This is a genomic window from Dorea sp. AM58-8 (genome assembly GCF_003464045.1).
GTDB lineage: Bacteria > Bacillota > Clostridia > Lachnospirales > Lachnospiraceae > Claveliimonas > Claveliimonas ammoniilytica.
In genome coordinates, this window is record NZ_QSDM01000004.1 from 36311 (window position 1) to 61679 (window position 25369).

Below are 25369 nucleotides of genomic sequence, written 5' to 3' on the forward strand. Positions count from 1 at the left end.
TAGTTAAGGCATATGGTCTACCAATATCGAGAAAAGAAGATCAGTAAATGGAGGAGTATAATATGGCGGCAAGCTGTGAGTTTTGTTCAAATTATGTATATGATGACGATGAGGAAGAATATTACTGTGATGTGAATCTGGACGAGGATGAGTATTACCGGTTCGTGAACAGTAATTATAAAGAATGTCCATATTATCGGTCAAATGATGACTATAAGATCGTGAGACACCAGATGTAATCCGATGATTGCAGATGCGGGCAGATGTAAGAATGTGAAATGAGAGAGGATGGGGATCAGGATGGAACATTCATGTGTGGACTGTGCTATAAAGAAATGTAACACAGGAAAAGGAAAGTATCCGGAGTTCTGTGCAACAGAGCATATGCCGGATGAGGTACTTGCGGATGCAATGGCCTGTTATGAAGAGAAAGAGAACCGAGAAGTGTCCGTTGCGGCAGCGAGAGTGGAGTACGAGCATTATTGTCAGTACACCAGAGTGCAGGAGATCATGGCATTTGCGGAAAATATGCATATGAAGAAGCTTGGCATTGCAACATGCGTAGGTCTGTTGAACGAGAGTCGGACGTTGGCACGTATTTTTCGGGACAATGGATTCGAAGTGTATGGCATTGCCTGTAAGGCAGGTGCACAGAAGAAGACGTCGGTGGGAATCCCGGAGGAATGTAATGCAGTGGGAGCGAATATGTGCAATCCGATTCTGCAGGCGAAGATGCTGAATGAAGCTGGCACGGAATTGAATGTGGTCGTGGGATTGTGCGTTGGGCATGATAGTCTGTTTTACAAATATTCGAATGCGCTGTGTACGACAGCAGTGACAAAGGATCGTGTGTTGGGTCATAATCCGGTAGCGGCATTGTATACCGCAGAGACGTATTACAAAGATAAATTGAAAAAATAACGTAAGAATCGCAGGCTGTGATTAATCAAACGTTTTGATTACTAATAAAAGTTGTTTGATTAATCATAGCCTGTGTTAGTATAGTTTAATTTAAGCCGCTTAATTTCCTTCTTGCAACTGAGAAGAAAATATAGCATAATAAATGCTTAGAAAAGCGTTCGGTTTTTAAATGACGAACGGATAGGAGAGCAAATGTTTCCACATATTAAGGTAGAATTACGGGCAGAAGACAAATTTTTTGGCCCCGGCGTGTGTGAATTGCTGGAACTGATTGAGCAGACAGGTTCCCTGCAATCGGCGTGCACGGAGATGGGACTTTCATATAGTAAGGGCAGCAGGATGCTGAGAGGCATCGAGCGGCAGCTTGGAGTGTCTGCAGTGCGCAGATGGACTGGTGGAGCCGGGGGCGGCGGAGCTGAATTGACGAAAGAAGGTAAACTTTTGATAGATAATTACCGCCATATGACAGCAGAGATTGAGAAATATACGGAAACAACATTTGATAAATATTTTGGCGGAGACTGGTTGAACAGAGAATAGCAGTACAGGAGGATTCGGTAATGAAATTAATCAGGACAGAAGATGCAGTGGGACATGTATTGTGCCACGATATTACACAGATCATCAAAGGTGTGACGAAGGATGCGGTATTCCGCAAAGGTCATATCGTGACGGAAGAAGATATTCCGGTACTTCTGTCTGTGGGTAAAGAGAACCTATATGTATGGGAAAAGCAGGAAGGTATGCTTCATGAAAATGAGGCGGCAGAGATCCTTCGGGAGATCAGTCAGGGTGAGCACATGCATCCATCTGAAGTGAAGGAAGGTAAGATTGAACTGATCGCGGATTGTGACGGTGTATTGAAGATCAATGGTGAAAAACTTCGCGCAGTGAATGCACTTGGTGAGATGATGATTGCCAGTCGCCATGGTAATTTCCCGGTAAAAAAGGGAGATAAGATCGCGGGCACGAGAGTGATTCCTCTGGTCATTGAAGAGGAGAAGATGAACCGTGCAAAGGAAGTGGCCGGTAAGGAGCCATATTTCACATCCTCCCATATGAACAGAAAAAAGTAGGAATCGTAACGACCGGAAGTGAAGTGTATCATGGACGGATTCAGGATACATTTACACCGGTGATCATTGACAAGGTGACCGAATACGGAGCAGAGATCGCAGGACATGAGATCTGTGATGATAAACCGGAAATGATTGAGGATGCAATCCATGACCTGTTAAAAAGAGGGTGCAACATGATCCTCTGTACTGGAGGCATGAGTGTGGATCCGGATGACCGTACACCGCTTGCAATTAAGAACGTAACCGGCAATGTAGTAAGCTATGGCGCACCGGTACTTCCGGGAGCAATGTTTTTGCTGGCATATTACGGAGGCGATTTGCCGGTGATGGGGTTGCCGGGATGTGTTATGTATGCAAAGAGAACTGTGTTTGACTTAGTGCTGCCGAGAATTATGGCAGGAGAGATCCTTACCAAAGAAGATCTGGATCTTCTGGGTGAAGGTGGTTTGTGTCTGAACTGTCCGATATGTACATTCCCGAACTGTGGATTTGGCAAATGCGGAAGCAGATAACTGTCGGACTATCAGGGATTAATATCAGAAAATGATCAGCGAAAGTTGAGGAATGGATCAATGAGAGAGTTATTTGAAGCAATAGATAATTGCGAGGCAGGCAGTGTGAATATGGTGCTGACTGCGCTGGATGGAGAATATCTGGGAGAGAAGGCACTGGTATCAGATGGAAAGCTGATTTGGGAGAGTAATGAAGAAGGCTTCTTTTCAAAGTATGAAGAAGCAGTCTGTCAGATGCAGGACAGCGGCGTGGTTACAATAGGAGACAGCCGGGTGTTCTGTGACACATTGGGACAGGAAAAACAGCTGGTCATCTGTGGAGGCGGTCATGTGTCAATGCCCGTGATCAAAATTGGTATAATGATGGGCTGGGAAGTAACCGTATTGGAAGACAGACCCAAATTTGCAGACAATGCCAGAAGAGCCGGGGCAAGTCATGTAATCTGTGAACCTTTTGAAGAGGGACTTGACAAAGTGCCGGGAAGTTCCGATACATATTTTGTAATTGTGACCCGTGGACACCGGTATGATCAGGCGTGCCTGGAGAAGATAGCAGAGAAAGAACATGCCTATATCGGTATGATCGGAAGTCGGAGAAGAACAACACTGGTCAAAAAGCTTCTGGAAGAACAAGGTACGGATAAGGCGGTATTAGATGCAGTCTATACACCAATCGGTCTGGATATCGGCGCTGAGACACCGGAAGAGATTGGCGTAGCGATTATGGCAGAGATTATTGAAGTGAAAAATAAGAAAAAACGTACCTTTGGTTATTCCAAAGAAATGGTTAGAGCCATTATGGATACCGAAAAATATCCGGGCAGAAAGGTCATGACAACGATTATTACAAGAAAGGGATCGGCACCGCAGGGAATCGGTGTGAAGATGCTGGTGCTCGCAGATGGCAACTGTATCGGAACCATTGGCGGTGGCTGTATGGAGTCAGCGGTACTGCAGAAAGCATTGCTTCTGCTGAGAAGTGATGATACACAGGCAAGAATCTGTCAGGCAGATTTGACCGGTAATGATGCAGAAGACGAAGGCATGGTATGTGGTGGCATGGTAGATGTGCTGTTGGAAGTGATTGAGTAACAATGGCGTTGGGAAGAGGAAGATTATGAAGGATTTGCAGGGACGAGATATTAATTACATGAGAATATCTATTACCGACCGTTGCAATCTGCGTTGTAAATACTGTATGCCGGACGGCATCGAATTACTTCCAATGAGCGAGATCCTGACATTTGAGGAGATCCTGAGGGTCTGTAGGCAGGCGGTGGAACTTGGTATTACCCGTTTCAAGATCACCGGAGGAGAGCCATTGGTGAGACGCAGATGTGTAGAACTGATCCGTCAGATCAAAGCACTTCCGGGAGTAGAGCAGGTGACTATGACGACGAACGGTGTGTTGCTTTCCGGGTATCTGGATGAACTTCTGGATGCGGGGCTGGATGCAGTGAATATCAGTCTGGATACGCTGGATCGCAGAAGATTCGAGGAGATTACAGGATTTGATCAGTTGCCGGAGGTGTTGAAGTCAATTGATGCAGCGGCAAGCAGCGGACTCAGAGTGAAAGTGAATGCAGTGTTGCAGAAAGATAAAAATGCAGAGGAATGGCAGGATATCCTGAACATTGCAGAAAAGCAATCTATCGATGTGCGGTTTATTGAGATGATGCCGATTGGAAAAGGAAGAGAGTGTGACGGAATTTCCAATGATGACCTGTTAAGAGAGATTCAGAAGCAGTATCCGGGTGTCTGTAAGGATGACAGTGTACATGGCAATGGACCAGCGGTATATTATCACATTCCGGGATTTATTGGAAGTGTAGGATTCATCAGTGCAATCCACGGAGTATTCTGCAGTAACTGTAACCGGATACGTATGACGGCGACAGGAGAGCTGAAGCCTTGTCTCTGTTACAGAGATACAATGTCTGTGAGAGATGCAGCCAGGTATGGAACGGATTCGGAGATTCGGGAGAAATTGCAGGAAGCCGTAGAGATGAAGCCGAAGCAGCATTGTTTTGATATGAAAGAGGATATTACCGAACAGCACAAGATGGTTCAGATAGGAGGATAACAGATGGGAAAGATATTAGGCATCTGTATCAGCGAAAAACGTGGTACAGAGAAGCACGAGATACCAGAGGCTAATCTGGTTAAGGATTGGGGAATCGAAGGAGACGCTCACGGCGGCAAATGGCACAGACAGGTGAGTCTGCTGTCGTTTGAGAAGATTGAGGATTTCCGAGCAAAAGGTGCAGAGGTAGATTTTGGTGCATTTGGCGAGAATCTGATCGTGGAAGGATATGATCTTCGGGCACTTTCGGTGGGAACCAGATTCCAGGTCGGAGATGCAGTGCTGGAATTGACGCAGATCGGCAAGGAATGTCATAGTCATTGTCAGATCTATAAACGGATGGGTGACTGCATTATGCCGAGGGAAGGCGTATTTACCGAAGTGATAGAGCCTGGACATATCAAAATTGGAGATGAGATTACCATGATTCCACCGAAGAAAGACAGACCATTTACCGCAGCAGTGATCACGCTGAGTGATAAAGGTGCTGCCGGAGAGAGAGAAGACAAGAGTGGACCGAAGATTGTAGAGATGATTAAAGAGGCAGGTTACGATGTAAAGGAGACATTACTTCTTCCTGACGGACGGACTGCACTGGAGAAACAGCTAATCCGTCTTGCAGACCAGCGTCAGATCAATGTAATCTTCACCACAGGTGGAACAGGATTTGCAGAGCGCGACGTGACACCGGAAGCAACCATTGCGGTCTGTGACCGGATGGCAAATGGCATTGCCGATGCGATTCGCAATTATTCCATGACAATCACACCGAGAGCGATGTTTAGCCGGGCGGTATCGGGGATCCGCAAGAAGACATTGATCATCAATCTGCCGGGAAGCCCGAAGGCAGTGCAGGAAGCATTGGAATTCCTGTTACCGAATCTGGATCACGGTATTGGAATATTAAGAGGGAGTGAAGGGGAATGCGCCAGATAGGCGCACTACTCCGGAAAGATATTGAAAAATGAAGAAACGAGTATTAGCAGCAATGTTAGCAGGCGTGATGGTATTGGGACTTGTCGGATGTGGCGGAAGTTCCGATGATAAGAAAGAAGACGCCAAGACAGAGGACACAGCAAAGGACGAAGACAAGGAAAGTGACGGAGAGCAGTTTGAAGACACCACGATTACGATCTTTGCAGCAAAGAGTCTGAACGGCGTAGTCGATGAGCTGATTGCTATGTATAATGAGGAGCAGCCGAATGTAGAGGTTGTAGCAAGCTATGACAGTTCAGGAACTCTGATGGAGCAGATTGAGCAGGGGGCAGCGTGTGACCTGTTTTTCTCAGCAGCACAGAAGCAGATGGATCAGCTCGAAGGAGATGAGCTTGTAGTAGACGGAATCCGTGCAAATGTAGTCAACAATCAGGTATGTGTGGTAACATACAAAGGAAGCGACACGAAGGTAACCGGACTGGAAGACATTGACAAGGCTGAAAGCTTTGCGCTGGCTGATGGAAGTGTTCCGGTTGGTAAATACACACGCCAGGCTATGGTAAATGCAGGTATGCTGGATAAGGTTGATGATGTATCTACGATCACAACACGGGAAGTATCGGATGCACTCGGCGGAATCGAGATCAATGAGTGCGCCAATGTTGGTGCGGTAACAGCTGCTGTATCAGAAGGCTCTAACGAAGTGGGTACCGTATATAAATCAGACACATACGGACTGGAAGACAAGCTTGAGATTTTGCAGGTAGTAGGCTATGACCTGACAGGAGATGTTATCTATCCGGTCGCTCAGATCAAGAATGACGAAGCCGATGATTTGGAAAGTGAAGCAGCACTGGATTTCCTGCATTTCCTGACATCAGATAAGGCAAAAGAAGTATATGAGAAATATTTATTCGATACAGATGTAGAGTAATAAACGAATGATCAAAGTTATTATTAAGTTGCTATCAAAGTAAGGAGACGATCGAGATGAAAGAGATTATGGAGATTTTGAATAACCTGGACTGGAGTCCACTGTTTATATCAATCAAGACGGGTATCGTGGCGACCATCATCTCTTTCTTTCTCGGCATCTATGCGGCACGTAAGGTGATCAAGGCAAAACCATGGGTAAAGGCAGTGGCAGACGGAATCCTGACACTTCCTATGGTGCTGCCGCCTACGGTAGCCGGATTTTTCCTGCTGCTGTTATTCAGCAGAAGAAGACCGGTGGGAATCTTTTTGTATGAGACATTTGACATTAAGGTCGTACAGACCTGGCTTGGATGTATTATCGCAGCAACGGTAATCGCATTTCCATTAATGTACCGGAATGCCAGAGCAGCATTTGAGCAGGTGGACGTGAATCTGATCTATGCAGGAAGAACACTTGGTATGAGTGAAATGGCCATTTTCTGGAAAGTGGTGGTGCCAACGGCAGGACCGGGAATCATATCCGGAACGATCCTGACATTTGCAAGAGCGCTGGGTGAGTATGGAGCAACGTCCATGCTTGCAGGCAATATTCCAAAAAAGACGGCAACCATTTCCCAGAGGATAGCCATGGTCGTGCAGGATGGCGACTATATGACGGCGGGGGTGTGGGTCATCATCGTCATGCTGATTGCATTTGGTGTGATTGTATTGATGAATCTGATCTCCGGCAGGAAAATGAAAAATATTAAACGTTGGTAAGAAAGAGGACAGGTTATGGGTGAGTTTACACATTTTAATGGACAGGGCGAAGCGATTATGGTGGATGTCAGTGAGAAGCAGGATACGGTAAGAGAAGCGATGGCGTCGGGGCGTATCCGTATGTCAGAAGAATGCTATGCAAAGGTGAAAGCTGGTGACATGAAGAAGGGGGATGTGCTGGGCGTGGCGCGGATCGCAGGCATCATGGGAACCAAGAAGACCTCAGAGCTGATTCCGCTGTGCCATATCCTGAATCTCAGTAAAGTAGAAGTGGAATTTATCTGTCACGATGAGACCTGTGAGATTGAGGTCAGATGTACGGCAAAAACGACAGGTAAGACGGGCGTAGAAATGGAAGCACTGACTGGTGTAAATGTAACACTGCTTACCATTTATGATATGTGCAAGGCAGTAGATAAAGGTATGGAAATCAATGAAGTCCATCTGCTTCGCAAATCCGGCGGCAAGAGCGGGCTGTGGGAGAGAGTATGATTGAGATAAATATCAGCAGGACACTGGGAAGATTCCATCTGAATATAGAAGTGAAGAGTGACAGCAAGCGGATCGGCATCCTGGGGGCAAGCGGCTGTGGCAAGAGCATGACGCTAGGATGCATTGCCGGAATTGAGTCACCGGATCGGGGGCGGATCGTGCTGGAAGGACGCACGCTGTATGACAGAGAGCAGAAGATCAATGTGAAGCCACAGAAGAGGAAGATCGGCTATCTGTTCCAGAATTATGCATTATTCCCGACCATGTCTGTGCGTAAGAATATTATGGCGGGGCTGAAATGCGGCAAGGCAGAGCAGGAGCAGATCGCAGATAAGATGATCACCAAGTTCCAGCTGGACGGACTGGGAGACCGACTGCCGGGAGAGCTTTCCGGCGGGCAGCAACAGAGAGCAGCACTGGCAAGGATCATGGCTTATGAACCAGAGGTGATCCTGCTGGATGAGCCATTTTCCGCACTGGATGAATTTCTAAAAGACAGACTGCAGCAGGAACTGATTCAGATGCTGGAGGACTATCCGGGAACCGTTATTCTGGTGTCGCATAGTCGGGATGAGATCTACCGTTTCAGCGATGAACTGATCGTTATGGATCAGGGGAAAGTGGTGTGTCACGGAAACACAGAAGAGACGTTTGATTGCCCGGAATGGAAAGAAGCAGCAAGGCTGACCGGATGTAAGAATATCACGGAAGCCATCAGAGAAGACGAACATCATCTGCAGGTGCCGGGCTGGGGTATCCGGTTTACGCTGGAACAGCAGATCGATGAGGATATCCGTTATGTGGGAATCCGTGCGCATGATTTCGAGCCAATCTGGCTTGCTGACGGAGAGCAGCCGGAGGAAGGATGGATAAAAGTAAAAGTGGACAGCGTTGCAAATCTGCCGTTTGAACATAAGTATTTTCTTAAAGAATCAGAGGAACAGGAGGATGTTTGCTGGTTCGTACAGAGAGATCTGTGGGATGTGCTGGAAAAGAAAGGCATGCCGGGGTGGCTTAAGATACCGGAAGAAAAATTACTGTTATTAAAATAAGGTGTTAAGTAGAGAAGACTTTGAGAATAATATGTTTCGAAGTCTTTTTTTTGCTAAAAACGGTGACAAATATAAAAATATATGATACTATAACTAAAAATATAGAAATATGTAAACGAACAAGGAAGACAAATATGGAAGAGAATCAAAATGTTGAATGGAAAACGAAGTGGCGCGATGAATATTTAAAATGGATATGTGGGTTTGCAAATGCACAGGGTGGGAAAATCTACATAGGAACAGCAGACGATGGGACAATTGTTGGTGTGCAAAATAGTAAAGTATTGCTGGAAGATATTCCTAATAAAATACAAACAATGCTTGGAATTGTGGCAGATGTAAATTTGTTGTCGTCAAATGATAAAGAGTATATTGAAATTATAGTGAAACCTAGTAATTTTCCTGTTAATTATAAAGGGGAATATCATTATAGATCTGGCAGTACTAAACAGCAGTTAAAAGGAATTGCGCTTGCGGATTTCTTGGTAGAAAAAACAGGAGTTAGATGGGAAGATGTTCCAGTTCCCGGAATTGAAGTTGAAGATTTAGATAAGGATAGTTTTGACATTTTTAGAAGAGAAGCACTTCGGAGTAAAAGGATGACACAAGCAGACCTACGGATAAGTAATGAGGAGTTGATAGACAGTTTGGGTTTACAAACAGAAATTGGAATGAAGCGAGCAGCAATTATGATGTTTCACAGAAATCCCGAAAAATGGATTCCTGGATGTTATACCAAAATAGGAAAGTTTAGAAGTGCTTCGGATCTGCAATATCAAGATGAAGTACATGGTTCGTTGTTTTTGCAGGCAGATCGAGTGATTGAACTGATATATTTAAAGTATTTAAAGGCACCGATTACATACGATAATATGACCAGAATAGAAACATATCCATATCCTAAAGATGCGGTAAGAGAAGCTTATTATAATGCACTGATTCATTCCTGTTGGTTTAGCGGAACTCCAATTCAGATTAGAATAGAAGAAGAGGCAATGTATATTAGTAATGATTGTGTGTTCCCATTAGGCTGGACTGCGGAAACATTGATGCACAGACATAGGTCAAAACCATATAATCCGAGTATTGCAAACGCCTTTTTCAGAGCAGGTTATGTAGAAAGCTGGGGACGAGGAATTCAAAAGATATGTGAAAGCTGTAGGAATCATGGAACGGCACAGCCGGAATATTTTATTCATACTGAAGATATCATGGTGAAATTATCTGCGATTTCTCAAGAAGAAATAAAAAAAGTTTTAATCCGTCAACATGGCGGTTTAAATGGCGGTTTAGAAAATGAAATTATACAGACGCTAACGGAAGAACCTGGAATTACTCAGAAAAAAATGTCAGAAAAACTTAATACTCCTGTAAGAACGATTCAACGAGCATTGAAGAAATTGCGAGAAGAAGGTCTTGTAGAGCGTGTGGGCGGGAAAAAGTATGGATATTGGGAAATACATAAATGACAGAAATTCCGGTTCATAAACCCTGCGTTATGTGCTATAATAAGAAAGCATTTATAATGATACTATTTTAGAAGGAGTTATTTGGTATGGATTTGTTAACAATCAGAGAATTATATAAAGACCAGGAGAAGTATCTGGATCAGGAGATTACCATTGGGGGATGGGTAAGAAGTATCCGTGATTCCAAGACTTTTGGATTTATCGTAGTAAATGACGGAACATATTTTCAGCCGTTACAGGTGGTGTACAGCGACAAGCTGGACAACTTTGCTGAGATCTCTAAGATGAATGTCGGAGCAGCAATCATTGTGAAGGGTACACTGGTAGCAACTCCACAGGCAAAGCAGCCATTTGAGATCCAGGCAGAAGAAGTACAGATCGAGGGAGCATCCGCACCGGATTATCCGCTGCAGAAGAAGCGTCACAGCTTTGAGTATCTGCGTACCATCAGCCACCTGAGACCACGTACTAATACATTCCAGGCAGTGTTCCGTGTACGTTCACTGACAGCATATGCAATTCACAAATTCTTCCAGGAGAGAGGTTTTGTATATGTTCACACACCACTGATCACAGCAAGTGACTGTGAGGGTGCAGGTGAGATGTTCCAGGTAACTACACTGGATATGGATAATGTGCCTAAGACGGATGACGGCAAAGTAGATTACGCACAGGATTTCTTTGGCAAGCAGACAAGCCTTACCGTAAGTGGCCAGCTGAATGGAGAGACTTATGCACAGGCATTCCGCAACATTTATACATTTGGACCGACATTCCGTGCAGAGAATTCTAACACGACACGTCATGCAGCAGAGTTCTGGATGATTGAGCCGGAGATCGCATTTGCAGATCTGGAAGACGATATGGAATTAGCAGAAGCTATGCTGAAATATGTCATTACTTACGTAATGGAGAATGCACCGGAAGAGATGAAGTTCTTTAATTCATTTGTAGACAAGGGACTGATCGACCGTCTGGAGAATGTGGTATCTTCTGACTTCGCAAGAGTGACTTATACAGAAGCTGTTGAGATGCTGGAGAAGCACAATGACAAATTCGATTACAAGGTATCCTGGGGCGTTGACCTGCAGACAGAGCATGAGCGTTATCTGACAGAGCAGGTATTTAAGCGTCCGGTATTCGTAACAGATTATCCGAAGGATATCAAAGCATTCTATATGAAGATGAATGATGACAATAAGACTGTGGCAGCAGTAGACTGTCTGGTACCTGGCATCGGTGAGATCATCGGAGGAAGCCAGAGAGAAGACGATTACGAGAAGCTGGCAGCGCGTATGGAAGAATTGGGTATGAAGACAGAGGATTATCAGTTCTACATGGATCTTCGTAAATACGGTTCTACCCGCCATGCCGGATTCGGACTGGGATTTGAAAGATGCATCATGTACCTGACCGGTATGAGCAATATCCGTGACGTAATCCCATTCCCAAGAACAGTAAACAATTGCGAGTTATAAGCAATTACAGATGATGATGCCGCAGACTGACAGGAGGGATAGTATGAATATATTAGTAGTAGATGACGAAAGAGAAATAGCAGATGTTATCGAACTGTATCTTCAGAATGATCAGTATTCGGTATTTAAGTTTTATACGGGACAGGACGCATTGGACTGCATCCGGGATAAGAAGATTGATCTGGCGATTCTGGATGTGATGCTTCCGGATATTGATGGCTTCCAGATTCTGAAGAAGATCCGTGAGAAGTATACATTTCCGGTTATCATGCTGACGGCGAAGACCGAATATATGGATAAGATCACGGGACTTACGTTGGGAGCGGATGATTATATGCCGAAGCCATTTAACCCATTGGAGCTGGCTGCGAGAGTCAAGGCGCAGCTCCGCCGGTATACGCAGTACAATGAAGTGGGTAAGGATGCCGGGGATGTGCTCGATGTGGGTGGTCTGTCCTTGAACCGTACCTCGCACGAGTGTATTTACAATGAGGTACCGCTGACACTGACACCGATTGAATTTGATATTCTGTGGCTGCTCTGTGAGAACCGGGGCAAGGTGATCAGTTCGGAAGAATTATTTGAAAAAGTATGGAATGAAAAGTACTATAAGAACAGTAATAATACGGTAATGGTGCATATCCGGCATCTCCGTGAGAAGCTGAGTGCGCCGACCGGTAACTCGGATTTCATTAAGACCGTATGGGGAGTAGGATACAAAGTTGAAGAATAATTATCGTAAGTTAAAGTTCAGTATTCTGCTGGAGACGGTGCTGATCACGGCACTGACTGTATTGGTTGGCGGCTTTCTTCTTAATTATGTGGTGGACGGAATTTACAACGACTCCTTTGCAAAGGGGTTTGTCAAGTTCATGGAAACCTTTCATATGGAAGAACAGACCGCCATTCATTTATATTGGAGACTGATTGGGAATAACAAGATCTTCTTTTTGATCATGGGATTCCTTCTGCTTTTTGCGCTGTTTTTCTACATTGCACTGACGCAGATGACGAGATATCTGGATCAGGTAGGAGATGGCATAGAGAATATTCTGTCGGAATCGTCTGAGCCGATTCATCTGATCACAGAGCTGAAGCCGATCGAGATCCGTCTGAATGAGATCAAGGCAACGCTGAAACGGCAGGAGCTGGAAGCAGTGGAGAGCGAAAAGCGTAAGAATGATATGGTGCTCTTTCTGGCGCATGATCTGAAGACGCCGCTGACATCGGTGGTGGCGTATCTGACCATGCTTGACAGCCATCCGGATATGTCGGTAGAGGAACGTGCCAAGTACACACACATTTCTCTGGAAAAAGCGATTCGTCTGGGTGATCTGATCAACGAGTTTTTTGATATTACCAAGTTCAGTTTGCAGGAATTTGAACTGGAGCCGGTAGATCTGAATCTGTCTATGATGCTGGAGCAGATTGCCGACGAGTTATATGGAGTGCTTCAGAAGAAGCATCTGACTTGTGAGGTGGAAGCAGAGGATGATCTGGAAGTGGAGGGAGATCCTGACAAGCTGGCTCGTGTATTTGACAATATTCTCAGGAATGCTGTGGCATACTGTTATGAGAACACGACGATCCGCATTGATGCGCATAGAAAGCGTGGCGATGTAGAGATTATATTTCAGAATGAGGGTAAGAAGATTCCCGGCGCCAAGCTGCAGACGATTTTTGAAAAATTCTATCGCCTGGATGATTCCCGCTCTACTGAAACGGGCGGTGCGGGACTGGGACTTGCCATTGCCCGTGAGATCGTAGAGCTTCACGGAGGTCGTATCATAGCCAAGAGTGATGATAATAAGACGCAATTTGTAGTAACGCTGCCATCGAAGAGCAAGCAGGAAGAAGGAGACAGCGATGAGGTTCATACACATAGCGGACGTGCATCTAGGCGCAAGTCCGGACGCAGGAAAAAAGTACAGCGAAAAAAGAAAAAATGAGATCTGGGACAGCTTTCGCAAAGTGATCGAGGTGTGCCGCAGAGAGGAGACAGATCTGCTGCTGATTGCAGGAGATCTTTTTCACAGACAGCCGCTGCTTCGGGAACTGAAGGAAGTGGATGCCATGTTTGGAAGCATTCCGCATACACAGGTGGTGCTTGTGGCGGGCAATCATGACTATATTAAAAAGCAGTCCTATTACCGTAATTATACGTGGAATCAGAATGTGCACATGATCTTATCGGATGAAGTGTCGTGTATTCAGTTACCGACCATGAATCTGGCTGTGTATGGATGCAGCTATTATGAAAAAGAGAATCAGGAGTCGTTATATGAGCAGATAGAGTTAAAGGATATCTGCAGATATCATATTCTGCTGGCACATGGCGGGGATGCATCTCATTTGCCATTCCGCAAAACGGTTGTAGATGAGATTGGATTCGACTATGTGGCGTTGGGACATATCCACAAGCCAGAAGTGCTGATTCCAAACCGTATGGCATATGCTGGCGCGTTGGAGCCGATCGATCGCAATGATATCGGCGCGCATGGATTTGTGCGGGGAATTCTGGATCCGAGTGGATGCCGCATTTCTTTCGTGGAACATGCGGAACGCGAATATGTACATCTGGATGTACCGGTGGATGAAAAGATGACTGGCTATGATCTGCATACCAGGATTGACGAACTGATTGGTCAGAGGGGTGTACAGAATATGTATTGTCTGAGCCTGGAAGGCAGGCGTGATCCGGATGTGGCATTTGATCTGAGTCAGATGGATACTTTTGGAAATGTGCTGGAGATCATGGATCATACCAGACCGGCATATGACTATGAGAAACTTCTGGGACGCAATCAGGAGAATCTGTTGGGGCGCTATATTGCAAGCTTTGAAGGCGCAGAAGCCGACAGCACGGAATACGCAGCTTTATGCGAGGGAGTGCAGGCGCTGCTTGATACAAGGAGAGAACAGACATGAAGCTTAGGGAACTGAAACTGAAGAATTTCGGCAAATTTCATGATAAGAGCATTCAGCTTCAGGATGGGATCAATGTAATCTGTGGGGAGAATGAATCCGGCAAGACTACAATGCATACTTTTATTAAGGCAATGTTGTTTGGACTGGAGCGCGGACGCGGACGGGCGTCGGCGAAGGATACATTTTCCAGATATGAACCCTGGGAATACGGTAATTATTATTCGGGGGAACTGAAGTTTCAAAGCAATGAGAAAGATTTTTGTTTGCAAAGAAATTTTGATAAATATTCCAAGAGCGTTAAGTTATATTGTGAAACGGATGGCGAAGAATTATCTCCCGAGGATGGAGACCTGGAGATGGTGTTGGATGGACTGACAGCGTCGTCTTATGAGAACACACTGTGTATCGGGCAGCTCCATGCAGCGACGAACCAGGCACTGGCTGCGGAACTTAAGAATTATGCGACTGGTTATTATATGACCGGAGACAGTGATATTGATGTGTCAGCAGCGCGAGCAGAATTATTTGAGAAGAAGAAGGAAGCTGACAGGGAAGCAAGGGAGATGTTGCAGCGCAAAGAGCGTAAGAGGGAGGCGTTAGAACAGGAAGCGGCACATATATGGAGAGACATTCATTATATGGACAGCGAGTTAAAGGAAGTAGAACTGGAATTACAGTACCGGGACGTGGATGAAGTGGAAGAAGAACCGGCAGAAGAAGTGCCGACATCCAGGTGGAGAGTGCATCCACTGGAAATTGTGGCAATTATAGGTGCCTGTATCCTGCTTTTGTGTGTGTTGCCTGGTCCGTGGAATTCGTTGGTCACGACTGTAGTTATCGTGCTTGGAATCATCTATATCTGGAACAGGATGAAGGTCGGCAAGCGGAAAGCGAAGACAGAAGAAGTGGCAGAAGAACTGGATGTCGGGGAAGAGCTGATATCGACAGAGAAGCTTCGGTGGAAGAAAGAACAACTGACCAATATGCGTAAGGAAAAGCAGATTGAATATGAGAATCTTCAGGAAAGTCTCCGGGAACTGGATCATATGAGTATGGATTACAGGGAAGTGGACCGTAAGAGAGAAGCACTTATGCTGGCAATCAGTCGTCTTGACATGCTGACTTTGGAAATGCAGAAGCAGATGGAACAGGTGCTGAACCGTAAAGCATCTGCGGTCATGGAGAAGCTGACGGATGGAAGATACAGCCGTCTGGTGATTAATGATTCTCTGCACATGCATGTATGGCATGAGAATCAGCAGATCGCGGTAGAACAGCTCAGCCAGGGAACGTTGGAACAGATTTATTTTGCGTTGCGGATGGCAGTAGCAGATCTTCTGTATGCGGAAGATTATCCGATTATTCTGGACGATACCTTTGCATATTATGATGATACCAGACTGGAACGGGCAATGGCGTGGCTTGCAGAATCGGGAAGACAGGTGCTTTTATTTACCTGTCATCACAGAGAAGGAGAACTGTTGAAAAAAATGAATATTGCTTATACAGATATAAGACTATAAAGAAAGGGAGTCATCACTTCTTGAAACGATGTTCATGAAGTAGTGACTCTCTTTCTTTGGTTGGCTGACCCCGAGTATTGTACCTCTCTCTGATGTCAAAACCTATGCTGTCTCCTGGGAATCTTCCTGCATAGCTTCTTCGTATTTTCTGAGAATTATGCTCTGAATCCGCTCTCTTGTGCCAGAGTTGATTGGATGCGCAACATCCCGATATTCACCGTCTGCTGTCTTCTTGCTAGGCATTGCAATGAAAAGCCCCTTTTCCCCCTCAATCACTTTGATATCATGTACTACGAACTCTTCATCCATAGTAATAGATACCACAGCTTTGAGCTTTCCCTCCTTTGCAACTTTGCGCACACGTACATCTGTAATCTGCATGGCGTATTCAGCTCCTTTCTCCGGCAATAGTTCTAGCCGGCATTCCTCTATTCTTTTTATCCCACTATTGTTACAGCACATCAATGACTGTTAATAATGATATATGTCAAGTATAGCATAGATTGCTCTGCGTGTGAACAAATATTACAAAAAAAATATAAAATAGCAAAGAAAATTGTTTAAAATTTACAAGAGTAAGTGCAGTTTATTTTTGCAAAGAGAAACATGATGTTTTATGACGTTTACAGCTTGGATTTTTTTAAATATATGTTTATAATAAGATAGATAGAATAGGCTAGGAGGCTTTGATTAATGTATAAGATTAATTTTGGAGAGCCAATCCATGTGCATTTTATTGGCATTGGCGGAATAAGCATGAGCGGACTTGCAGAGGTATTGTTAAAAGAGGGATTTGCAGTATCGGGATCTGATGCCAAAGAGTCAGCTCTGACAGACCATCTTGAACAGATGGGAGCAAAAGTGTTTTATGGACAGAAAGCGTCCAATATTATAGACGGAATTGATGTAGTAGTATATACAGCTGCAATCCATGAAGATAATGAAGAATTTATGGAGGCAAAGAGACAGAAACTTCCAATGCTCAGTCGTGCAGAACTTTTGGGTCAGTTGATGCGTAATTATGATATGCCGATCGCAGTATCAGGTACCCATGGTAAGACAACTACGACATCTATGCTGTCACAGATTCTGTTGGCAGATGATCAGGATCCGACATTATCGGTAGGAGGTATCCTGAAGGCAATTGGCGGTAATATCCGTGTTGGAGATTCGGAACTCTTTGTGGCGGAGGCGTGTGAGTATACCAACAGTTTCCTGCATCTGTTTCCGAAGCTTGCGATCATTTTGAATATTGATGCGGATCATCTGGACTTTTTTAAGGACCTTCAGGATATCCGTAATTCGTTCCGCAAGTTTGCTGAATTACTTCCGGAAGATGGTGTGCTGGTAATCAATCAGCAGATTCCGAATGTGGAAGAGATTACAGATGGTCTGGCATGTAAGGTGGTAACCTTTGGCACGGATCCGTCCGCAGATTACAGCGCAGCAGACATTGCACATGACGAAGTGGGAGATTCTTCCTTCAATGTGATGCATGACGGACAGAAGATGGGACGCATGGCACTTTCTGTGACAGGTGAGCACAATGTGCTGAATGCATTGTCAGCCATTGCGGCAGCAGATATTCTGGGTATTCCATTTGTGTCTATGCAGAAAGGTCTGAAGGAGTTCCGTGGAACGAATCGTAGATTTGAATATAAAGGTACAAAAAATGGATTCACGATCATAGATGATTATGCACATCATCCGACCGAGATCCGGGCAACACTGACAGCAGCAGAGAATTATCCGCATAAAGAAGTGTGGTGTATTTTCCAGCCACATACCTACACCAGAACCAAGGCATTATTTGATGAGTTTGTTGATGCACTTTCTACAACAGACCATGTGATTCTGGCAGATATCTATGCTGCAAGAGAGACGGATACACTGGGGGTATCCTCAGAACAGATCGCAGAAGCATTGAAGAAAAAAGGCTGTGACGCATATTATCTGCCGTCTTTTGAGAAGATCGAAGAATTCGTTCTGGAAAGATGTCAGAAGGGGGATGTGTTGATAACTATGGGAGCCGGAGATGTTGTAAATATAGGAGAAAAGCTCCTTCAGGACTAGTTATCCACATTATCCACATGAATTTATCAACAAAAAAGACAGATTTTGCGTGAAAAAAAACTTTTTCGGTTTATTCCTCGATGCTATAATGTGTATGCTATGAGATGAGAGACGAGGAAGATCGAGATGACGAAATTAACTTTGACAAATTGCGTACAGGGTTATGCAACCCTGGTTGAGAATGAATTTATAGATAAATACATGGCAGAAGCGAATGGCGAGTATGTAAAGGTATACCTTTTATTATTGCGCTATAAGTGCGATCCATCTGTGAACCTTGGTGTGTCGGAAATTGCCGATATTCTGGACTGTACAGAGAAGGATGTCAATCGTGCACTGGATTACTGGACGAAGAAAGGTCTGCTTGATGTTGCCAAGAGCGGAGCTCAGTCTGCACCGCAGGCGCAGGAGAGAGAAGCGGCTGCGACACCGGCGAAGAAGGCAGCGCAGACAGTGATTTCTATGGTGAAGAAGCCAGAGAGTCCGGCGACACCGGAACCTAAGTCTGCACAGACACCGAGTGAGAAGAACCGCAAGGAATTCCGCGAGATTACGCATGTGACAGAGTTGTATCTGGGTAAGACACTGACCAAGACAGAAGTAGAAGAACTGGTGTATTTTTACGATGTACTTGGAATGTCAGCGGATCTGATCGAGTATCTGATCGAATATTGCGTAGAGAATGGGCATAAGAGCATACATTATATTAAGAAAGTTGCACTGTCCTGGAATGACCAGCATGTAACGACTGTAAAGGAAGCTAAGGATGCATCCGGTAAGTATAATAAGAACAGCTATGCGGTGTTGAATGCATACGGCATCAAAGGCCGGGCACCGGCAGAGCCTGAGATGGCATATATTTCCAGATGGAATGATGAGTATGGATTTTCGCCGGAACTGATCGTGGAAGCATGTAATCGTACTATGAATACGATCCATCAGCCGAGTTTTGATTATACGGAATCGATCCTGAAGAGCTGGATGGATAAGGGAGTCAGAGACATTGCTGATGTGAAGGCACTGGATCTGGTACATATGAAAGAAAAAGAAGCCAAGAAGACAGCAGTACCGAGAACATCAAACCGCACCGCGAAGAGCAAGTTTAATAATTTTGAAGGACGCAAGTATCAGGATATGGATGAGCTTACCAGAAAGCTGATCGAGACCCGGTAGCATATTGATTCATATATTAATTCTTACATTGACAAGGAGAGAGCAGTGGCACTTACCAATTCGCAGTATGATCATTTCATGCGTATATATGAAAAGAGACAATTGGATAATGAGAACCGACTGCGGGGACGCTATGAAGAGGTATATGATCGGATCCCGAGACTTCGTGAGCTGGATCAGTCTATTTCGGAGCTTAGTGTTCGACAGGCACGCCGGATGCTGGATGGAGATGAGAGTGCGCTTACTGCATTAAAAGAAGATCTCCATCTTCTTTTTGAAGAAAAGAAACTGCTGTTGACCCAGGCTGGATATCGCGCCGATTATCTTGAATTATCCTATACCTGTCCGGATTGCAAGGACACCGGTTATATAGGAAAAGAAAAGTGCCATTGTTTTAAAAAGGCAATTATAGATTACATGTATACACAGTCCAATCTGCAGGAAATATTACAAAAAGAGAATTTCAATACATTTTCTATGGACTACTATTCGGACAGCCATATCGACCCGCTGACAGGCAGATCTTCCAGAGAAGCGATCCAGACGGCGGTCAGGGCATGTCAGGAATTTACGCAGAACTTTGCAAAGGATGGAGGCAATCTATTGCTTTACGGAGACACTGGTGTGGGCAAGACATTTTTGACGCACTGTGTGGCAAAGGAGCTTTTAGATCAGACATTTTCCGTAATATACTTTACAGCAAGCCAGTTATTTGATATCTTTGCAAAGAAGCAGTTTGAAAAGGATGAGGATGCAGCGCGGGATTATGAACATATATATGACTGTGATCTGCTGCTCATAGATGATCTAGGGACAGAATTTGCAAATGGATTTACCATTTCGCAGATGTTTGTCTGTTTGAATGAAAGATTACTGCGTGGCAAGTCTACGATGATATCCACGAATCTTTCACTGGATGATCTTAATAATATGTACTCGGAAAGGGTGTTTTCCCGTATTACCAGTGCATACACTGTTCTTCGGATTACCGGAGACGATATACGAATTCAAAAGAAACTTATGGGCAGAAAATAATTTTAGGAGGTACTTACAGATGATGCGCCGTAACGAACGTAACTTGGACAATATCCCGGTAGGAGCTTTGGGAATTATCGCACTTGACGGATGTCAGGAGATGGGAAACAGGGTGGATGAATACCTTGCCAAATGGCGTCATGAGGATGGATCTGAGTATAAGGATAATATCGCATTTTCCGGATATGAGAAGGACTCATATCTGCTCAGCGCAAAGGTGCCTAGATTCGGTTCCGGAGAAGCGAAGGGTATTATCAATGAGTCTGTACGAGGCAAAGACATCTATATTCTGGTAGATGTATGTAATTACAGTTGCACTTATTCTATGAGTGGTCACGTGAACCACATGTCACCGGATGACCATTATCAGAACCTGAAGAGAATTATTGCTGCCATTGGTGGTAAGGCAAGACGTATCAATGTCATTATGCCATTCCTGTACGAGAGCCGTCAGCACAAGAGAGGCGGAAGAGAGTCTCTGGACTGTGCACTGGCACTGCAGGAGCTGGTACGCATGGGCGTAGACAATATCATTACATTCGATGCGCACGATCCGCGTGTACAGAATGCAATCCCACTCAGCGGATTCGAGACGGTACGTCCGACTTATCAGTTTGTAAAAGGACTTCTGGGAACAGTTAAAGATCTGAAGATTGACAGTCAGCATATGATGTCAATCAGCCCGGACGAGGGAGCTACAGAGAGAGCCGTATACCTTGCAAATGTGCTGAACCTGGATATGGGTATGTTCTATAAGAGAAGAGACTGCAGTCGTGTAGTAAATGGACGTAATCCGATTATTGCACACGAGTTCCTGGGATCTTCTGTAGAAGGCAAGGATGTGATAATTCTGGATGATATGATTTCATCAGGAGACAGCATCCTGGATGTGGCAAAACAGTTAAAGCAGCGCAAGGCTAAGAGAATCTATGCAGCAGCTACATTCGGTCTGTTCACAAGCGGACTGGACAAATTTGATGAAGCATATGAAGAAGGCATTCTGAATGGTGTGCTGACAACGAACCTGATCTATCAGACACCGGAGCTTCTTTCTAAGCCGTACTACATTAACTGTGATATGAGCAAGTATCTTGCGCTTCTGATCGATACACTGAACCATGACAGCTCTATCGGAAGCATTCTGGATCCGGCAGATCGTATCCAGCATGTAGTAAACATGTATAACAATGGTGAGGAAGTGCTTCCATAAATAAAAGCAGGTTAATAAAGTGAAAATATAAATCGCGGTTCCATTACGGAATCGCCGATTTTAAGTTAATAGTTTATGAAAATGGCACCTGAAATTCCAGCGGAGTTCCGGTGATCGGATGGTGGAACGCGAGTTTGTATGCACAGAGTTTGATTTCCTGCCATCCTTTTTTCTGCGCATTTGGATTGTATTTGGTGTCGCCGACGATTGGACAGCCATATGGGCTAATTGTACACGGATCTGATGGTGGCGTCCGGTGTCCAGGGTGACTTCCAGGAGAGTCTGTTCGGCTTCTCTGGAATGAATGCGATAACTTAAGCGTGCCTCTTTGGCACCATGGGTGTGGTGGTCACATACTCTGGAAGTATTGCTCTTGCTGTCTTTGACAAGGTAATTGACGAGTGTATCGGTCTCTTTGGACGGACAGCCGTCGACCAGCGCCATATAGTGTTTGCCGAAGCCTTCATTTGTTAACTGATGGTTCAGATTCCGGGCAGCCTTTGGATTCTTGGCAAATACCAGAATACCGGATACGGGCTGATCCAGTCTGTGGACTACGGCCAGATACGGTGCAGATCTATGTTTGTGTGAAGAAGAACGGTGTTCTGTCTCAGCCAGATGGTTCAGGATCATGTGCTCCAGATCAGGAGTGCTGATACGATGGCTTTGGGTGGCAAGACCATGCGGCTTGAAACAGACGATAATGTCTGGATCTTCATATAATATCTGTAATTCCTGTCTCATAAATATCTCCCCTTATTATGATGATAGTGTTTTTGCCCCAACCTAATTTAAACACAGTAGCAAAAAATGTGCAAGTGATAGAGTGGTTATAAAAAATCCTATAAATTTATAGATAACACAAATAAATACGACTTACTTATAGATAAAGCCGATTTGTCAGACTATAAAACGAGTGATATAATAGTTGTGCGAAGTGAAAAGAAACACAAAAGGATTTGTATTTTAAAATATAAAAGTTATAAACCAATTAAAAAGATGGGTTATAGAAAATATCAATATATACGAGGTTTTTATGAGTGAGGCATATTTAAAAGCAATCGAATTGCATAAGGATTTCGGACATGTACAGGCACTCCGAGGGGTGTCTGTAGCAGCGTATGAGGGAGAGGTACTTGCAATCGTTGGTGATAACGGCGCAGGTAAGTCCACGCTGATCAAAATCCTGTCCGGAGTATTGAGACCAGATCAGGGCAAGATCAAAGTAGGTGATCAGGAATACACAGGTCTGACTACCAGAGGGGCAATCGAGGCAGGTGTGTCCACCGTATATCAGGATCTGGCACTGGGTAATACGATGGATGTGACATCGAACCTGTTCCTGGGAAATGAGCATTCCAGATTCGGATTTTTGAAAAAGAAGGCAATGAATAAGAAAGCAGAAGAACTGCTTCGGAATCTGGATATCAGAATTCCGGATGTGACGATTCCGGTTGGGAATCTGAGTGGTGGTCAGAGACAGGGCGTAGCAGTAGCGCGTCTGGTGAATCGCGGCGGTAAGGTGTTTATCTTTGATGAACCGACAGCAGCGATGGGACTGAATGAGACGAATGCAGTACTGAAGCTGATTCGCAGATTGGCATCGGATGGATATGTGGTAATTGTGATCAGCCACAATATGCCGCAGGTATTTGATATTTCGGATCGGATCTGTATTATGCGGCAGGGCAGGGTGATCGGCGAGATGAAGACCTGTGAGACGACCATGGACGAGGTGGTGTCTATGATTACAGGCGCAAAAGAAAAACAGGGACAGGCAGGTGCTTAGCGTGAAAAAGAAATTACAGGGACATTCATATATGATCTTTCTGATCACAATACTGGTCGTATTGATCATGGCATTATCTATTGCATCGCCATTTTTCCTTTCCTGGAAGAATTGCAGGAATATTCTGAATCAGTCAGCTATTTATCTGGTGCTGTCTGTGGGAATGACATTCGTGATCTGTATGGGAGAGATTGATCTGTCGGTAGGTGCGATCATTGGATTCTCCGGTATGATCATGGGTATGCTGTGTGTGGCAGGCGTGCCGTCACTGGCGGCTGCACTTTTAGGACTTGCAGTATCAGCCTGATCGGTGTGGTCAATGGCGCGCTGGTAGCGTATGGTAAGATCAGTTCATTTATTGTGACGCTTGCAAGTATGACAGTGCTTCGGGGAGTGATTCTGGTATGGACCAATTCCAAGCCGATTTACGGATTTTCGGATATTTTTACATTCCTGGGTTCAGGTAAGATCGGGCCGATCAATGTGCCGATCGTATTGTCATTGCTGATCGCAGTGATCGGAGCAGTGATCCTGCATAAGACAGTGCTTGGTAATTATTGTCTATTCTGTGGAACCAGTGCACTGGCATTGAATCGTTCCGGCGTAGATGTTAAGAAGTTAAAAATAGTGATTTATGCGATCTGTGGACTGTGCGCAGGTATCGCAGGCATGATTGTAACAGCCAGACTGAATTCGGCAGAGCCGCTGGCTGGGCAGGGATATGAGATGGATGCCATTGCGGCAGCGGTTCTCGGAGGAACCAGTATGCAGGGCGGCAAGGGCAATGTAGCAGGTACCGTGGTTGCCTGCCTGATCCTGAATATTCTGAAGAACGGACTTGTACTTCTCTCAGTATCTTCTCATTATCAGGAAGTGCTGACTGGTGTGATATTAGTAATAGCGGTACTCATTTCGGAGAGCAATCGCAGAAAAAGGAGTGAAGTATAATGGACAAAAAAGTATTATCACTGGGCGCGATCGCCATGGATGTAGTGCTGAACAGCTATGAGCTTCCAAAGGATGACGGATTTGCCTTGATTCATCATGAAGAAATGCTTCCGGGCGGCAGCGCATCCAATGTATCAGTAGCGTGTGCGAGCTTGGCATGGAAGCATATCAGACCGGTAAGATCGGTGATGACGAGGTAGGAAGCCAGTTTCGTAAGACACTGGTAGCAGATCATGTGGATGACCGATATGTGGTAACAAAAGAAAAAGGAACTACCTTGCATACTTATATTATTACGGCACCGGGCGGTAAACACTGTATTTTTGCAAATGCGGGAGATGCGGTATGCACACTGACTCCGGAGGAGCTTCCGGCTGATATTATGGATGGCATGGATATTTTCTACAATGATATGTTCTCGCCGAAAGCAGCCATCTGGCTGGCAGAGAAAGCACTGGAGCAGGGTAAGCCTGTCATTTACAATATGCAGTGTGTGCCAAGTTTCATGGAAACTTGTGGGACAAGCCGTGAAGAGATTGAGAAGATGATGGAATTGTGTACTGTATTTATCAGTGGACGTGCCGGATACGAGGAGATGACCGGAGAGACAGATCCTTACAAAGCGATGCGCATGATTCAGGATAAATATCATGTAAAAAAAGGAGTAATCCTGACAGCAGGAGGCGAGGGCGCTTACTGGTATGATGGAGAACACGAGTATCATGCTCCGGCATATGAAGTAGAACCGGTAGATACGACAGGTGCAGGAGACTGCTTTATCGGTGGATTGCTGTATTCATATTTTGGAGAAGAAAAAGACGAAGCTTATGCATTGAAGTTCGCTAATGCAACGGCAGCTGTCAAATGTACGATCGCGGGACCAAGAAGCCGTGCAACCGTACAGGATGTATTGCATTTAATGGGGGAGAACCTCATTGAATAATAAATCTTACTAAGAGTTAAACAAGGAGGA

At 44.9% G+C, this 25369-nt stretch carries 27 protein-coding genes and 1 pseudogene; 26 read left to right on the forward strand and 2 right to left on the reverse strand.

The window, feature by feature from the left end; genetic code table 11:
* The first annotated feature begins 47 nt into the window (after positions 1–47).
* From DXA18_RS15520 to DXA18_RS04585, 17 genes and pseudogenes are all read left to right on the forward strand, one after another.
* Positions 48–239 carry a DUF6472 family protein gene (locus DXA18_RS15520; protein WP_147345571.1) on the forward strand — a complete coding sequence of 64 codons (192 nt, stop codon included), beginning with the start codon at positions 48–50 and terminating at the stop codon, positions 237–239.
* Positions 240–300: 61 nt separating this feature from the next.
* Positions 301–921: a DUF1847 domain-containing protein gene (locus DXA18_RS04510; protein ID WP_330424404.1), complete on the forward strand. Its 621-nt coding sequence runs from the start codon at positions 301–303 to the stop codon at positions 919–921.
* 192 nt (positions 922–1113) lie between these two features.
* Positions 1114–1461: a winged helix-turn-helix domain-containing protein gene (locus tag DXA18_RS04515; RefSeq protein ID WP_118382870.1), complete on the forward strand. Its 348-nt coding sequence runs from the start codon at positions 1114–1116 to the stop codon at positions 1459–1461.
* 20 nt (positions 1462–1481) lie between these two features.
* Positions 1482–2512, forward strand: a pseudogene (locus tag DXA18_RS17300) (molybdopterin-binding protein).
* A gap of 60 nt (positions 2513–2572) precedes the next feature.
* Positions 2573–3604 (forward strand): XdhC family protein, encoded by a 1032-nt coding sequence (locus DXA18_RS04525; protein ID WP_118382871.1) that lies wholly within the window; start codon positions 2573–2575, stop codon positions 3602–3604.
* A gap of 25 nt (positions 3605–3629) precedes the next feature.
* Complete coding sequence (moaA, locus tag DXA18_RS04530) at positions 3630–4595, forward strand: GTP 3',8-cyclase MoaA (RefSeq protein WP_118382872.1); 966 nt, start codon at positions 3630–3632, stop codon at positions 4593–4595.
* Between the two features lie 3 nt (positions 4596–4598).
* Positions 4599–5531 (forward strand): MOSC domain-containing protein, encoded by a 933-nt coding sequence (locus DXA18_RS04535; protein WP_118382873.1) that lies wholly within the window; start codon positions 4599–4601, stop codon positions 5529–5531.
* A 28-nt stretch (positions 5532–5559) separates the two neighbouring features.
* On the forward strand, positions 5560–6465 hold the full coding sequence (gene modA, locus DXA18_RS04540) for a molybdate ABC transporter substrate-binding protein (protein ID WP_118382874.1): 906 nt from the start codon (positions 5560–5562) through the stop codon (positions 6463–6465).
* Positions 6466–6521: 56 nt separating this feature from the next.
* Positions 6522–7226 carry a molybdate ABC transporter permease subunit gene (gene modB / locus DXA18_RS04545; RefSeq protein WP_118382875.1) on the forward strand — a complete coding sequence of 235 codons (705 nt, stop codon included), beginning with the start codon at positions 6522–6524 and terminating at the stop codon, positions 7224–7226.
* 15 nt (positions 7227–7241) lie between these two features.
* Entirely contained in the window at positions 7242–7718 is a 477-nt protein-coding gene (gene moaC, locus DXA18_RS04550) for a cyclic pyranopterin monophosphate synthase MoaC (protein ID WP_118382876.1), read from the forward strand.
* Entirely contained in the window at positions 7715–8770 is a 1056-nt protein-coding gene (locus DXA18_RS04555; protein WP_118382877.1) for a sulfate/molybdate ABC transporter ATP-binding protein, read from the forward strand. Before moaC ends, DXA18_RS04555 begins: the two co-directional genes overlap by 4 nt.
* A 134-nt stretch (positions 8771–8904) precedes the next feature.
* Positions 8905–10239, forward strand: a complete 1335-nt coding sequence (locus tag DXA18_RS04560) for an ATP-binding protein (RefSeq protein ID WP_118382878.1) — start codon at positions 8905–8907, stop codon at positions 10237–10239.
* Positions 10240–10325: 86 nt separating this feature from the next.
* Positions 10326–11717 (forward strand): asparagine--tRNA ligase, encoded by a 1392-nt coding sequence (asnS, locus tag DXA18_RS04565; RefSeq protein ID WP_118382879.1) that lies wholly within the window; start codon positions 10326–10328, stop codon positions 11715–11717.
* 43 nt (positions 11718–11760) lie between these two features.
* Positions 11761–12450 carry a VanR-ABDEGLN family response regulator transcription factor gene (gene vanR, locus DXA18_RS04570; RefSeq protein ID WP_118382880.1) on the forward strand — a complete coding sequence of 230 codons (690 nt, stop codon included), beginning with the start codon at positions 11761–11763 and terminating at the stop codon, positions 12448–12450.
* Entirely contained in the window at positions 12440–13666 is a 1227-nt protein-coding gene (locus DXA18_RS04575; RefSeq protein ID WP_118382881.1) for a sensor histidine kinase, read from the forward strand. Before vanR ends, DXA18_RS04575 begins: the two co-directional genes overlap by 11 nt.
* A complete protein-coding gene (locus DXA18_RS04580) occupies positions 13584–14645 on the forward strand; it encodes a metallophosphoesterase family protein (RefSeq protein WP_118382882.1) in 1062 nt (353 codons plus the stop codon). The genes DXA18_RS04575 and DXA18_RS04580 overlap by 83 nt, the downstream gene beginning before the upstream one ends.
* Positions 14642–16168, forward strand: coding sequence for an ATP-binding protein (locus DXA18_RS04585; protein ID WP_118382883.1), 1527 nt, complete (start codon positions 14642–14644; stop codon positions 16166–16168). The genes DXA18_RS04580 and DXA18_RS04585 overlap by 4 nt, the downstream gene beginning before the upstream one ends.
* Before the next feature lie 102 nt (positions 16169–16270).
* Here DXA18_RS04585 and spoVG read toward each other — a convergent pair whose 3' ends face one another.
* A complete protein-coding gene (gene spoVG / locus DXA18_RS04590; protein WP_118382884.1) occupies positions 16271–16549 on the reverse strand; it encodes a septation regulator SpoVG in 279 nt (92 codons plus the stop codon).
* A gap of 312 nt (positions 16550–16861) precedes the next feature.
* On the opposite strand from spoVG, the gene murC reads away from it, so the two are divergent.
* From murC to DXA18_RS04610, 4 genes are all read left to right on the forward strand, one after another.
* Positions 16862–18241, forward strand: a complete 1380-nt coding sequence (gene murC, locus DXA18_RS04595; protein WP_118382885.1) for a UDP-N-acetylmuramate--L-alanine ligase — start codon at positions 16862–16864, stop codon at positions 18239–18241.
* 126 nt (positions 18242–18367) lie between these two features.
* Positions 18368–19414 carry a DnaD domain protein gene (locus DXA18_RS04600; protein ID WP_118382886.1) on the forward strand — a complete coding sequence of 349 codons (1047 nt, stop codon included), beginning with the start codon at positions 18368–18370 and terminating at the stop codon, positions 19412–19414.
* A gap of 45 nt (positions 19415–19459) precedes the next feature.
* Positions 19460–20449 (forward strand): ATP-binding protein, encoded by a 990-nt coding sequence (locus tag DXA18_RS04605; RefSeq protein WP_118382887.1) that lies wholly within the window; start codon positions 19460–19462, stop codon positions 20447–20449.
* A 19-nt stretch (positions 20450–20468) separates the two neighbouring features.
* A complete protein-coding gene (locus tag DXA18_RS04610) occupies positions 20469–21659 on the forward strand; it encodes a ribose-phosphate pyrophosphokinase (protein ID WP_118382888.1) in 1191 nt (396 codons plus the stop codon).
* Positions 21660–21719: 60 nt separating this feature from the next.
* On the opposite strand, the gene DXA18_RS04615 is transcribed toward DXA18_RS04610, so the two are convergent.
* Positions 21720–22403 carry an RluA family pseudouridine synthase gene (locus DXA18_RS04615; RefSeq protein WP_330424406.1) on the reverse strand — a complete coding sequence of 228 codons (684 nt, stop codon included), beginning with the start codon at positions 22401–22403 and terminating at the stop codon, positions 21720–21722.
* Between the two features lie 292 nt (positions 22404–22695).
* On the opposite strand from DXA18_RS04615, the gene DXA18_RS04620 reads away from it, so the two are divergent.
* The 5 genes from DXA18_RS04620 to DXA18_RS04630 are packed head-to-tail and all read left to right on the forward strand — an operon-like array spanning position 22696 to position 25339.
* Positions 22696–23448 carry an ATP-binding cassette domain-containing protein gene (locus DXA18_RS04620; protein WP_118382889.1) on the forward strand — a complete coding sequence of 251 codons (753 nt, stop codon included), beginning with the start codon at positions 22696–22698 and terminating at the stop codon, positions 23446–23448.
* Between the two features lies 1 nt (position 23449).
* Positions 23450–23755 carry an ABC transporter permease subunit gene (locus DXA18_RS16050; protein WP_243007033.1) on the forward strand — a complete coding sequence of 102 codons (306 nt, stop codon included), beginning with the start codon at positions 23450–23452 and terminating at the stop codon, positions 23753–23755.
* On the forward strand, positions 23695–24396 hold the full coding sequence (locus DXA18_RS04625; RefSeq protein WP_243007034.1) for an ABC transporter permease: 702 nt from the start codon (positions 23695–23697) through the stop codon (positions 24394–24396). Before DXA18_RS16050 ends, DXA18_RS04625 begins: the two co-directional genes overlap by 61 nt.
* Positions 24396–24596, forward strand: coding sequence for a hypothetical protein (locus DXA18_RS16055; protein ID WP_243007035.1), 201 nt, complete (start codon positions 24396–24398; stop codon positions 24594–24596). The genes DXA18_RS04625 and DXA18_RS16055 overlap by 1 nt, the downstream gene beginning before the upstream one ends.
* A complete protein-coding gene (locus tag DXA18_RS04630) occupies positions 24554–25339 on the forward strand; it encodes a carbohydrate kinase family protein (RefSeq protein WP_243007036.1) in 786 nt (261 codons plus the stop codon). The genes DXA18_RS16055 and DXA18_RS04630 overlap by 43 nt, the downstream gene beginning before the upstream one ends.
* The last annotated feature ends 30 nt before the right edge of the window (positions 25340–25369 follow it).

Excerpts from the sequence above, each read along its gene's own strand:
- DXA18_RS15520 (WP_147345571.1), top strand. The coding sequence starts at position 48 with ATGGAGGAGTATAATATGGCGGCAAGCTGTGAGTTTTGTTCAAATTAT.
- DXA18_RS04510 (WP_330424404.1), top strand. The coding sequence starts at position 301 with ATGGAACATTCATGTGTGGACTGTGCTATAAAGAAATGTAACACAGGA.
- DXA18_RS04515 (WP_118382870.1), top strand. The coding sequence starts at position 1,114 with ATGTTTCCACATATTAAGGTAGAATTACGGGCAGAAGACAAATTTTTT.
- DXA18_RS04525 (WP_118382871.1), top strand. The coding sequence starts at position 2,573 with ATGAGAGAGTTATTTGAAGCAATAGATAATTGCGAGGCAGGCAGTGTG.
- moaA (WP_118382872.1), top strand. The coding sequence starts at position 3,630 with ATGAAGGATTTGCAGGGACGAGATATTAATTACATGAGAATATCTATT.
- DXA18_RS04535 (WP_118382873.1), top strand. The coding sequence starts at position 4,599 with ATGGGAAAGATATTAGGCATCTGTATCAGCGAAAAACGTGGTACAGAG.
- modA (WP_118382874.1), top strand. The coding sequence starts at position 5,560 with ATGAAGAAACGAGTATTAGCAGCAATGTTAGCAGGCGTGATGGTATTG.
- modB (WP_118382875.1), top strand. The coding sequence starts at position 6,522 with ATGAAAGAGATTATGGAGATTTTGAATAACCTGGACTGGAGTCCACTG.
- moaC (WP_118382876.1), top strand. The coding sequence starts at position 7,242 with ATGGGTGAGTTTACACATTTTAATGGACAGGGCGAAGCGATTATGGTG.
- DXA18_RS04555 (WP_118382877.1), top strand. The coding sequence starts at position 7,715 with ATGATTGAGATAAATATCAGCAGGACACTGGGAAGATTCCATCTGAAT.
- DXA18_RS04560 (WP_118382878.1), top strand. The coding sequence starts at position 8,905 with ATGGAAGAGAATCAAAATGTTGAATGGAAAACGAAGTGGCGCGATGAA.
- asnS (WP_118382879.1), top strand. The coding sequence starts at position 10,326 with ATGGATTTGTTAACAATCAGAGAATTATATAAAGACCAGGAGAAGTAT.
- vanR (WP_118382880.1), top strand. The coding sequence starts at position 11,761 with ATGAATATATTAGTAGTAGATGACGAAAGAGAAATAGCAGATGTTATC.
- DXA18_RS04580 (WP_118382882.1), top strand. The coding sequence starts at position 13,584 with ATGAGGTTCATACACATAGCGGACGTGCATCTAGGCGCAAGTCCGGAC.
- DXA18_RS04585 (WP_118382883.1), top strand. The coding sequence starts at position 14,642 with ATGAAGCTTAGGGAACTGAAACTGAAGAATTTCGGCAAATTTCATGAT.
- spoVG (WP_118382884.1), bottom strand. The coding sequence starts at position 16,549 with ATGCAGATTACAGATGTACGTGTGCGCAAAGTTGCAAAGGAGGGAAAG.
- murC (WP_118382885.1), top strand. The coding sequence starts at position 16,862 with ATGTATAAGATTAATTTTGGAGAGCCAATCCATGTGCATTTTATTGGC.
- DXA18_RS04600 (WP_118382886.1), top strand. The coding sequence starts at position 18,368 with ATGACGAAATTAACTTTGACAAATTGCGTACAGGGTTATGCAACCCTG.
- DXA18_RS04610 (WP_118382888.1), top strand. The coding sequence starts at position 20,469 with ATGATGCGCCGTAACGAACGTAACTTGGACAATATCCCGGTAGGAGCT.
- DXA18_RS04615 (WP_330424406.1), bottom strand. The coding sequence starts at position 22,403 with ATGAGACAGGAATTACAGATATTATATGAAGATCCAGACATTATCGTC.
- DXA18_RS04620 (WP_118382889.1), top strand. The coding sequence starts at position 22,696 with ATGAGTGAGGCATATTTAAAAGCAATCGAATTGCATAAGGATTTCGGA.
- DXA18_RS16055 (WP_243007035.1), top strand. The coding sequence starts at position 24,396 with ATGGACAAAAAAGTATTATCACTGGGCGCGATCGCCATGGATGTAGTG.
- DXA18_RS04630 (WP_243007036.1), top strand. The coding sequence starts at position 24,554 with ATGGAAGCATATCAGACCGGTAAGATCGGTGATGACGAGGTAGGAAGC.